The 10,240-nt window shown below is 63.8% G+C and carries 8 protein-coding genes; 5 read left to right on the top strand and 3 right to left on the bottom strand.

Going from position 1 to position 10,240, the window contains the following annotated elements; translation table 11 throughout:
* The first annotated feature begins 270 nt into the window (after window positions 1-270).
* From AAGA68_20330 to AAGA68_20320, 3 genes are all read left to right on the top strand, one after another.
* Window positions 271-543: a metalloregulator ArsR/SmtB family transcription factor gene (locus AAGA68_20330; protein ID MEM9387415.1), complete on the top strand. Its 273-nt coding sequence runs from the start codon at window positions 271-273 to the stop codon at window positions 541-543.
* A 10-nt stretch (window positions 544-553) separates the two neighbouring features.
* Window positions 554-886: a hypothetical protein gene (locus AAGA68_20325; protein MEM9387414.1), complete on the top strand. Its 333-nt coding sequence runs from the start codon at window positions 554-556 to the stop codon at window positions 884-886.
* Window positions 887-1,531: 645 nt separating this feature from the next.
* Entirely contained in the window at window positions 1,532-4,435 is a 2,904-nt protein-coding gene (locus AAGA68_20320) for a serine/threonine-protein kinase (protein MEM9387413.1), read from the top strand.
* An 85-nt stretch (window positions 4,436-4,520) separates the two neighbouring features.
* Here the strand turns inward: AAGA68_20320 and AAGA68_20315 are convergent, their stop codons facing one another.
* From AAGA68_20315 to AAGA68_20305, 3 genes are all read right to left on the bottom strand, one after another.
* On the bottom strand, window positions 4,521-5,261 hold the full coding sequence (locus AAGA68_20315) for a hypothetical protein (GenBank protein ID MEM9387412.1): 741 nt from the start codon (window positions 5,259-5,261) through the stop codon (window positions 4,521-4,523).
* A 296-nt stretch (window positions 5,262-5,557) separates the two neighbouring features.
* Window positions 5,558-7,045 (bottom strand): serine hydrolase, encoded by a 1,488-nt coding sequence (locus AAGA68_20310; protein MEM9387411.1) that lies wholly within the window; start codon window positions 7,043-7,045, stop codon window positions 5,558-5,560.
* Between the two features lie 83 nt (window positions 7,046-7,128).
* Complete coding sequence (locus AAGA68_20305) at window positions 7,129-7,554, bottom strand: DoxX family membrane protein (protein MEM9387410.1); 426 nt, start codon at window positions 7,552-7,554, stop codon at window positions 7,129-7,131.
* A gap of 202 nt (window positions 7,555-7,756) precedes the next feature.
* Between AAGA68_20305 and AAGA68_20300 the strand changes: the two genes are divergently transcribed.
* Window positions 7,757-8,296 (top strand): TetR/AcrR family transcriptional regulator, encoded by a 540-nt coding sequence (locus AAGA68_20300; protein ID MEM9387409.1) that lies wholly within the window; start codon window positions 7,757-7,759, stop codon window positions 8,294-8,296.
* Window positions 8,297-8,572: 276 nt separating this feature from the next.
* On the top strand, window positions 8,573-10,231 hold the full coding sequence (locus AAGA68_20295; GenBank protein MEM9387408.1) for a DUF4407 domain-containing protein: 1,659 nt from the start codon (window positions 8,573-8,575) through the stop codon (window positions 10,229-10,231).
* Window positions 10,232-10,240: the final 9 nt, after the last annotated feature.

The raw sequence follows: 10,240 nt of genomic DNA, 5'->3' as shown, positions 1-10,240 counted from the left end.
GGCGGCCCTGCGCGATGCAGGGCCGCCCCTCTCTTTTCCGTTGCCAGGATGGGCGAGACTCGCTCGCTCCGATCTGTACCGCCAGCGTTTGCCAGTCTTTCACCGGCATTGGCGTCGAACGAGTCGGCCGAGCGATGGCCAGCTTGCGGCGGGGGAACGGTTCAATATATGATTACTTCATGAAATGTACATGAACTGAGCGAAACGCGAGTGACTGGCTTTTCTTCTCCAGCGCGCCGAGCGCAGTCGGTTGTTGCCCGGGCTGCAGGAATGCTGCGGGCCGCCGGTGACCCAGCACGGCTGGGGATCCTGGAGCTGCTTCTCGCCGGAGAGTACCAGGTCACCGATATCGCCCTGCTGACGCACTCGGAGATGTCCACCACTTCACAGCGCTTGCGAGTCCTCCTCAACGAGGATCTCGTCACTCGCCGCCGCGACGGCAGGGACATGTTCTACCGGCTGGCGGATTGCCACGTGGAGACCCTGCTAAGAAACGTGCTGGACCACGCAGACCCAGCCGTCACCCTCGATGACGACCCTTAGGAGACAGACCATGGCGCACGAGATCCACCCGCACAAACACGGCCCCAACTGCGGCCACATCGCGATCCAGCACGGGGACCATGTAGGGTACCTACACGATGGCCACCTCCATTGCCCCCACGGCGATCACTACGATGAGCACGTCATCGAGGTGTCCGACATCAACCCCGATGGGTGCGTCGCCCACCGCTGTGGGGGTCACGACGCTGACCACGTTCATGGCCCCGACTGCGGGCATCCAGCGGTGCCCCACGGTGATCACGTCGACTACCTTGTGGATGGGCATCTGCACCATCCCCACGGCGACCACTGTGACGATCACGGACCCGTGACGCTGCTCTAGCGTCCTCGCGCGTCGACGCGCGAGGACTGGCGCGTTGCCCGTGGCCCTCGCGACGTCGCCCATCATGGGCAGTCTCGCCCGAATTCGCTGCAGGGATCGGAAGCGATTGTGCAAACTGCCCTCTGACGTCAGCTCGAAGCTCGCTGGCATTAGCGTGATCAGCCCAAGAGTCTGCTAGAGACGTCTCCATGATCGCGGACCAAGTTCATTTGAGATGGCGGTGCTCAGGCTGGGCTCGTAACCCCGCTATCGCCGGTTCGAGTCCGACCCTCTCGACCATTGTCCGATAGCGCAGCCGGTAGAGCGCCGCGGTTCCAGAGCGGACGTTGGCGGTTCGATCCCATCGAAGGCACCCTCATCCTTAGGATGGCTTCGACGGAAAGACGCAAAGTCATCACGTGCAGTCCTATGGCTCGATGAGCCTCGGTCTATTGGGAGCCAGAGTTTATTGGCGCGTTAGGGCTCCTAGCGCGCGAAGACGGAGCAGCCATGCCGGACGCTGGCAGCTTGCGACGACCTGCCGAAGTTCGCTTGAGCTTGTGGCCGGCGGCTGCGCAGGCCTAGTCAGCCGTGTCCGAGCGACTTTGGAAGGCGGGATGATAAGGTGGAGATCATCCATGCCACCTCGGAATCCGCTCGCGCGCCATGACCCCGAAGGAATGGGAGCATCTCTGCGGCCTGTTTGAAGCAGCCACGGCGTTGCCGAGTGCGGATCGCGAAGGGTATCTGCGCTCTCTGACCGAGGAGCCCGCCTGGTTCCTGGAGGAGCTGCGCTCGCTCCTGTCTGCGCACGAAGATGATGCCACCGCCGTGCCGCTTTTCGACGTCGACATCGCCGCTCTCGCCACGCAAGCTGCAGAGGCTGTCGATGCGCCCCAGCTGCCGCAACGGGTCGGCGTCTTCCGCGTCGAGCGGGAGCTCGGTCGCGGCGGTATGGGCATGGTCTACCTCGCCCAACGCGACGACGGGCAGTTTGAGCAGCGGGTGGCCCTCAAGGTCGTGCGGCGCGGCGTGGAGAGTGCCGAGGTGCATCGGCGCTTTCTCATCGAGCGGCAGGTGCTTGCTCGTCTCGAACACCCCGCCATCGCCCGCGTGGTTGACGGGGGCCTCACGGAGGATGGGCGCCCCTACTTTGCGATGGAGTACGTACAGGGGCGCACACTCATCGCGCACTGCGCCGCCCAGGGCCTCACGGTAGGAGAACGGCTGGCGCTGTTTCTCGAGGTGTGCGACGCCGTGCAGTACGCGCATGATCATCTGATCATCCATCGCGACATCAAACCGTCGAACGTGCTCGTCGACGCTGAGGGCCATCCACGCCTGCTCGACTTCGGCATCGCGAAACTCCTGGACGAGGGCCAGCGCGAGCAGGTGACCCGCACAGGCATGAATCTGATGACGCTCCAGTACGCCAGCCCGGAGCAGGTGAATGGGGCGCCCGTCGGCGTGGCGAGCGACGTGTACCAACTAGGTTTGCTGCTGTACGAGCTGCTCGCTGAGCGGCTGCCCTTCGACGTCGGTCAGATGGGCTTGGGCGACGTCGTAGAGACGATCTGCGAGAAACCGGTGGCGCCACCGAGTCACCATAGCGCCGGTCTCGCCCGCGATTTGGATGCGATTGTCCAGATGGCCCTACGCAAGGCGCCTGCGCAGCGGTACAGAGCGGTCAGCGCCCTGCGCCAGGACGTGCAGCGTTTCCTCGCCGGCCGGCCGGTGGTGGCTAGAGGTCAGTCTCCCTGGTACGTTCTTCAGCGCTTCATCGACCGCAACCGTGCCCTATCGACGGTCGCTGCCGCATCGCTAGTGCTGCTGCTCACAGCAACAGTGATCTCCCTCGGCCTAGCCCGTCAGGCGCGGGAGGGAGCCGAGCGAAGCGTCGCTGTGCAGACGGTACTCAGTGATTTCATCAGGCAGGTAGATCCCTTCGAGGGGCCAGATGCAGATACCTCACTCGCCGATGCGGTGGTGGCGGGGCGCGATCGGGTGGCTGCTCAAGTGAATGGTGACCCGCCGCTAGCCTTCGCCGTGTACGCTGAACTGACCCGCCTGCAGAACAGCCTTGGCCTTTACGACCAGGCCCTGGAGACGGCACGCGCCGCTCATGAGGCTGCCTCCGGGCTCGATCCGAGCGGCCCCGAACGCTTGCGTGCGTTAGATCTACTGGGTGAGACGCTAGTGCTGACTGGTGCTCCGCGCGCCGCTGTGTCGTTGCTCGAGAAGGAACTCCCCACTGCGCCCGCCTCGCGAGCGTTGTCATCGGCCTGGGTGTTGGCTGAACTCGAGCGCAGCCGCGCGTTTCAGGCCCTGCGCCAGAAGATCCCCTTGGCCGAAAGCCTGGCGCGCGTGGAGCAGGCGCTTGGCGAGCACGATCTACCAGACCCGGTGGCGCGACTGCAGTTCCACAACCTGCGTGGTGCACTCGCGCGTTATCAAAAGGACGCCGAGGCCGCGGAGGCGGAACGACGCACGGCCCTGGAGATAGCGCGCGGCCTAGAGCGTACCCAGTCGCTAGCGATCCAGCTCAATAACCTCGCGCTGGATCTCGCGCGCCAGCGGCGCTACGGCGAGGCCGAGCCCTTGTTTCAGGAGTCCATCGACATCATCGAGCGCGTCTCGCCTAACCATCCGCGTTTGGCCTTTCATCGCAACAACTACGCAGGCCTGCTGTTTCGCGACGGACGCCGTGAGGAGGCTGTCGCGATGGTGGGTGCTGCTCTGGAGACGATTCGCTACGGATCCAATCGCTATTGGCGCTACGCCGCGCATCGGGACTTTGCGTACTACTCCCTTTCCGCCGGCGACGCCCAGGCGGGCGTGGAACCCAACGCTGCGCAGCACGCGATCGCTCGCGAGATCTTCGGCGCCGGCAGCTCGGCCGAGGTGCACGCGAACATCTTGCTCGGGCGCTTCGCCCTGTTGGCCGGAGAGCATCGCTTTGCGTTAGCGCTGCACGATCGCGTGGTGGATACGCACCCGGAGTTCGCTGGCGTCGACATGTGGCTAGAGATAGCGAAGATCTTCATTGATCTCGGGCGTTTCGAGGACGCCGAGCGCGCCTACTCCCAGCGGGCAAGGGAGAACTCCCTGGCAGCGAAGGAAGTGCGCCTGCAGTTGGATTGTGCGGTCGGCGATGAGGCTTCGGTCCGCGCTGGGCTGGCGACCCTAAGCCCCACAACACCCACTCGCGGGACAGAGCGGCGAGTCGCGACCCGGGCAGCAATCGTTGCGGCGGCGTTAGCTCGGGGCGACGATGACGACGGTGTACTTTGGCGCCGTGCGCTGGATGTGTATTCGACCCATGCGCCTCACCTGAGTTACCTCGAACGTGTTCGTTTGACCGCTCCTCTGGAGGCCTTCCAGGGGGAGCATGAGGTGTTAGCGCAGGAGATCGAGGAGCTGCACGGGCAGAGGGTGCGCGTGCGCGAGGCGGTGCGCGCAAGGTACTCGGCGCAGATGCAAGAGATGGGCGTGCAATCGGCTGTTGCCGCGCTGGAGGATGGACGGTGGGATTCGAGGCTTGCCGTTGCGTCGTGCCTCGCGAGCCGTTGACCCCGGTGACCCATCGGATCAGCGATGATAGATGTGGCGTTGCACCCTTGGGCGCTAGCGCCCATCGACATGCCTCCGGCGCCGACTACTGCCTTCGCAGTCTTGTCGCCGCCAGGCGCCAAATTGCACCTAATATATTTGATAGGTCAAGGGGTATCCACACGGCTAGGGCATGTCCTGCGCTTGCCCAGCCGGGCACACGGGCGGCGTAGTATTGCGCTTCTTCACTCTCGCTCAACGTACGAGAGCGACGCACCCAGCTCGCGTCGCGACATCGCAATGGAGTCGATATGCACCACGGGTCGTCGCCCACATGTGCCCAACCTCGCGCTGCCAGCGCCGTGCGCATCACTCGAGCAACGCGCTGTGGCGGCTCGCCGGAGTGTCCCCGGCGGCTAGGGTAGACACGCGGCATCGTGGTCGCGTAGAGGTGGTAGGGAGCGGGCGAGAGGGCGATCGCCAGATACGCCAGCGGCAGACTAGGGTAGCGGCAGCGCACTCGCAGCGCCTCCCGCAGGCCACACAGTGCCGCAGTGCTGCCTCCCTTGAACGCGGTGTCGATGTACACCGCGGCAGAGAACACGCCGTGTCGACTGGTGGCCTCACTGACGATGCTGAACTGGCAGGCGACAAACCCAACCAACGCTCGGTCCGTTGCGTATAGCAGATGGACGATACAGTTGCGTGAGCCCAGAAGCGAGGATTCGAAGGTCACTTGATCGAAGCCAACGTGGTACCGATCGAAGATCTGGAACATCAGTGATCGCAGGCGATCGCGCCGCTGCGTGTCGAGAGCCTGCCAGCGCAGGCGTTCGCTACTCGCCACGGACAGCCTGGCGCCTCGCCCAGTCCCGGCACGGTGTGCTGGCGCCGGGCGAGCGCACACTGGCCCGCCAGTCTGTGGGGGACGGGATTGGGGTTTGCGGTGGCCGCTCATGGCAAGGGTCCTCATGCTTCCCTAGCACTTGGCGTTGCCAACGCTGAAATTGTGTCATGCCCGACCCGAGTCAGCGCCAGGGTAAGGTCCTTGCCCCCGCTAGCGAACCGCACCCACAGGTCCGGCACTTATCGCGGGAGCCGCAGCTACATCGTACCGATACGGGGTTGTCGATCAGGTGTCGATCACGGTTCTCCGAGCGTTGGGGCGGCGGTTGCTCGCTGGACGGTTGCCGCCGGAATCGCCTTCAGCACCTCGCGGGTGAGGCTCCAGCGATCAAAGCCCTGGCGCCCGAAGTCCAGTCCGCGGCGGACGATCACCAGGTCGTGGCTTGGCACCACGATCACGTACTGGCCGCGGTTGCCTGCCGTGCTGTAGGCATCGGCCGGCACCTCACCCTTGCGATTGTCGGGGACCAACCACCACTGCCCGCCGTAGTCGTTGCCGCGTACTGCAGCGGCTGGGGCTGGTGTACGTACGAAGTCGATCCACGCGGAGGAGAGCAGGCGCTCCCCCTCCCAAACACCGCCCTGCAGATAGAGCAAGCCAAAGCGGGCGAGATCTCGGGCGTTGGTGTACACCTGGCTGCTGAGGATAAAGTCGCCAAAGCGATCGACTGAGAGCAACGTATTGCGCATACCTAGCTTATCCAGTAGGCGAAGGCGCGGAAAATCGTGGTAGCTTTGCTCGTCCGGCAGGCTGCGCTTGAAGCTGTAGACGGCGAGGAGCGTATCGTAGTTTTCGTAGTCCCAATGGGTGCCTGGCGCACGTATCAGGCCGCGCTCGCGCATGCCCTCGACAGAGCTAGCCCCCGCCCAGTACGCAAGGCCCGAGCCGGTGGCGTACTCCCTGCCGTAGCTGTCTACCGGGTCCAGGCCACTCGACATATTCAATACGTGACGCAGGGTGATCGCTTGGCGGGGATCCGGTGCCGGCGCCGTGACTAGCGTCTTTGGCTCGGGAATACGAGGCAGCCACTCAAGGCCCAAGCTCCCATCGAGCGACATGGCACCGGCGTCTACCTGCATGCCGATTAGGGTCACGGCGATGCTCTTCGCCGTCGACCAGGTGCGTGTTCGCGTGGTGCGGTCGAAGCCCTCTGCGTAGCGCTCTAGGATGAGCCGACCTCGGTGCACGACCAGCAGGCTGATCGTGTCTTGCTCGTCGCTGTCGCGATCGAAGGCCCACGTCGCCGATGCCGCTAGGGCTTGCGCATCCACATCGGCATCAGATGACAGGGGTTCGCTGATCAGATCGCCCTGCGGCCACGGCGTGGTGCCTGGGTCATCGCTGGGGTAGGGCAGGGGCAGTTCAGGGAGTTCGTGGATGTCGTCCAAGCCCATCCCAGGTGCCATGACCACACAGCCGACGCCCTCGCGGAAGGCGGCGGTGATGGCCGGGCCGTGCGCCTGCCCGCCCACCGTGACGGCTCGCTCTTGAAGGTGAATGTCGTAGGGGCCGCCCTGCGCGTCGCCAAGACGCCTATCGCCGAGGTAGGCGAGCTCCTGGGCGAACACTTGCTGCAGACTGCGTTGCGAGGTGAACAGCCCGTTGCACGTGAGCACGGCCTGCACGCCGTTGCGAATTAGCGTGCGATTGGCGGCGAAGTAGTCGTAGTCCGCTCGCGCCGTGGCGGCGACTAAGGGCAGGAAAAATAGGACGGTGCGCAACACGTAAGACGTACCTCTTGGGCTGTCCGGCAAGCTCGGTGCTCAAGTGTCACGCCCGTCGCGAGGGTTGGCAAGGTGCCTTGGACTCAGCCCGTCGACGGCTTGGCAGCGCGATGGGTGACCCCGAGCTGTGTGACCATCAGGGCCGCGCCCATAAGAGCGATTCCCTTGTAGAAGGATGCCCGCTGCACGATGCGCATTGCCTCCCCTTCGGCGTGGAGCATCTCGTAGCCGTGAACGACGATGGTCACCGGTATCAGGAAGATGATGATCAGCCAGGCGCCAAGGCGCGGCCGCCAATTGAAGAGGATCATCCCCGCCCCGGCGAGCTCGACGGCGCCGGAGACAAGTACCCAAAACTCTCGGTATGGGATCGACTCGTGCATGAGGCCGACGTAGCTGGGCACGTTGGAAAAGTGGGTAACGCCCGACAGGATGAACAGCAGTGTGAACAAAATGCGGGCGAGAAGCGTGAGAGCTTCATGATTGGGGAGCTGATGTTCTGCAAGCATGGGATTGGGTCATCCAAGTCATCGCCGGGAAATTTTCGTACCGAACGGTACTTAATATAAACAGTTTAGCTCGAATATTGAACCATGAGGTACGATATTCGTAGATCAGATCTGAGGGACCTCGGTGACGGCAAGTACGGGTGGCAAACGCGGCCGAGGCAGGCCAAAAACCCTGGACCGCGCGCGCGTTGTCGACAGTGCGATGACGCTTTTGTGGGAGAGCGGACCGGGGCTGCTCTCGGTGAATGAGCTGTGCGAGCTGATCGGTGTCTCGAAACCAAGCCTCTATCGCGAGTTTGGAGGCGAAGATGGCCTGCTGTCTGTGGTCCTCGCGCGCTACTACGAGGTGCGGATCGAGCCTTTGCTCACCAGGCTCTGCCAGGATCAGTCTCTGGCGCAGGCCGTGAGCAAGCTCGCCGATTGGTTGGCCACGCCGAACACCCCGCTTCCAGCGGGATGCCTGTTCGCTAAGGCTCGTACGGCCTTGCAACCCTTAGGCCCGCAGTCACGTGCGCAGATCGCTTCCATGAGGGAGATGCAGCTCGCGGCGTTGACGGCGTGGATGGAGGAGGCGCAGCGCCGCGGGGACCTCGCCGAGGGTATCGATCCTGAAATCGGCGGGCGCTACGTCGACACACAGCTCACCACGTTGCTGATGCTGGTCGCCGACGCGGAGCTTCCAGCGTCCATTCGGGAACAAACACGGCTGGCCTTTGCCGGCATCGTCCGGACCGCTGTCTAGGCTTCATCATCCCCACGCATCATCGCGCAGCCTCAGTGCGGCCCTCGTCGAGGAGGGCTCGGCGCGGCGCGACTGCGCTCGCAAGTGTGCGCGAATGACCCCTGAGCTCAGCTGAGCCTGTCTTCGGGCCTTCCCCGGGCGGTGTGCGACTAATCAGACGCTCGCTGCACGTAGGAGACGTGTCGGTGGGCAAGCCTGAGTCTTCTGAGCTCTCGAGGGCCCTCCGCGACCCGATCAGCCCAATGGCTCAGGAACGCTGAAAAGCAAGGCGGTGGGATGGACTCCTCCTCATTGAAAGAGAACGACTTCCATGGTGCGTCGCCGGACCCAGCCCCGACTGAGCGATCCTGGTGGAGCGGCTTGCTGTGCTGGCTTTGCGGCACCAGCCAGACCGGCGTTCGGGGCTATCCAAAATCGGAGCAAGATCGCATAAAGGTGCTGGGTTTTGCGATCTTGGTGCCGAGCTTCTTGGCCGTGGCCTCGATGTTCTTCTACGTGACGCATCAGTGGAGTGGGGTGCCGCGTTGGAGTGTGCTCGGATGGGCCTTAGCTTGGGGGCTCGTCATCATGAGCGTGAATCGAATCCTAATCGCCACGTACCGCCCCTTGGAGCCTCTGCGCGGGAGACTCCCACAAATCGCCCTACGCGTACTCCTGGCGACCTTCTTGAGCAGCGCCATAGCGCTTCCGTTTTGCTTGGATCTGTTCTCCGCCGCCATCACGACCCAGCATCTCGCCTCGCAGCAAGAGCTCCTAGCGCCCACTAGAGGCGCCTACGATCAGCGCCGATCGCAGATCGAGTCGCGCGCGAGGGAACGTCGCGAGGTGCTGGAGACACGACGGGATGAGCTTCGAGCCAGCGCCTATGTGCCGCGTGAGCTGCAAGTCTCTCAGCAGGCGAAAACATGGGAGTCTGAGATCCTGCCGCGCTTGCTGTTGGCGGACTCGGCACTTCAAGCGTTGGCCACAGAGGAGGTCCAGCTTGCATCGCAGGCGGATCAACAGCAGAGACGTGTGCTCGAGCTGGAAGCGCTGCGCGAGCGCTACGAGAAGGCAGCTCAAGCCGATGAGGACGGGGAGTCGCATGAGTTCATCAACGAGTTCCAGGACCGCACGTTGGGGAGAGGTCCGGGCGTCAGAACGGCGCAGCTACGCGGCCGCGCTGCGCAGACTCAACAGCTCGAGTCCGAAGCTCGCCAGCAGCTGGAAGCGACAACTGCGCAGTGGAACTCCGTCAGTGCTGAACGTCAGCGCGCCAGTGCCGCCGCGAAATCCACCCGGCGTCAAGAGTATCTTGCGCAGCTATCACAGCAAATCGACACCAAGACTGCGGCCGATCAGAGCAGTCTCGCGGCCGTAGAGCAGGCCCTGGAGGAGCTTGATCAGCGCTACGAGGCTGATCGTGCGGATCTCGAGCGCGCCTTTCCCCTGCGCGCCGCGTCCTCCGCTGGCCCCGAGGGTAAACCGGGTTTCTTGCAGCAAGTGGTCGCGATGTACCACTTGGCATTCTCAAGCGAGTCGGCGGCGACTCGTGGTGCCGTGTTGATGCAGTGCGTGTTGGTGTTCGGTGTGATCTTCACTCTCGATCTGATTCCCCTCATTGCCAAGGTGATGATGAAGGGAGGATTGCACGATGCCGTTGTCCACGTGCAAGAGTCTGTGGCCAGAGAGAACGCCTTGGCAATGGCTCGCGACTATCCTGCCGCGGCCGCAGCGTGGGTCAGCGCTCGCTCCAAGGGAGTGCCCGATCCCCGGACCGCCGGCACCCTGGATCTTCGCGATGAGGCGTCCTTGCTGCGCATGATCAGCGGCGTGCACGACGTCACCTTGCCCGCGCAGCAACTCGGCTTTCCAGGCGCAGTGACGGCGCCACCGGACGCGCGCTATCAGCGATCTGACGAAGAGCTCGAGCGCATGTTTGCCGATCAGGACTGAGTGGCACCG

The sequence above is a fragment of the Pseudomonadota bacterium genome, assembly GCA_039193195.1.
Classification (GTDB): domain Bacteria; phylum Pseudomonadota; class Gammaproteobacteria; order Steroidobacterales; family JBCBZW01; genus JBCBZW01.
This window is presented reverse-complemented; position numbering and strand designations above follow the sequence as displayed.

Bases quoted from the DNA above. Each gene is read 5' to 3' on its own strand.
- AAGA68_20325 (MEM9387414.1), top strand. From the start codon at position 554: ATGGCGCACGAGATCCACCCGCACAAACACGGCCCCAACTGCGGCCAC.
- AAGA68_20305 (MEM9387410.1), bottom strand. From the start codon at position 7,554: ATGCTTGCAGAACATCAGCTCCCCAATCATGAAGCTCTCACGCTTCTC.
- AAGA68_20320 (MEM9387413.1), top strand. From the start codon at position 1,532: ATGACCCCGAAGGAATGGGAGCATCTCTGCGGCCTGTTTGAAGCAGCC.
- AAGA68_20295 (MEM9387408.1), top strand. From the start codon at position 8,573: ATGGACTCCTCCTCATTGAAAGAGAACGACTTCCATGGTGCGTCGCCG.
- AAGA68_20300 (MEM9387409.1), top strand. From the start codon at position 7,757: ATGACGCTTTTGTGGGAGAGCGGACCGGGGCTGCTCTCGGTGAATGAG.
- AAGA68_20330 (MEM9387415.1), top strand. From the start codon at position 271: ATGCTGCGGGCCGCCGGTGACCCAGCACGGCTGGGGATCCTGGAGCTG.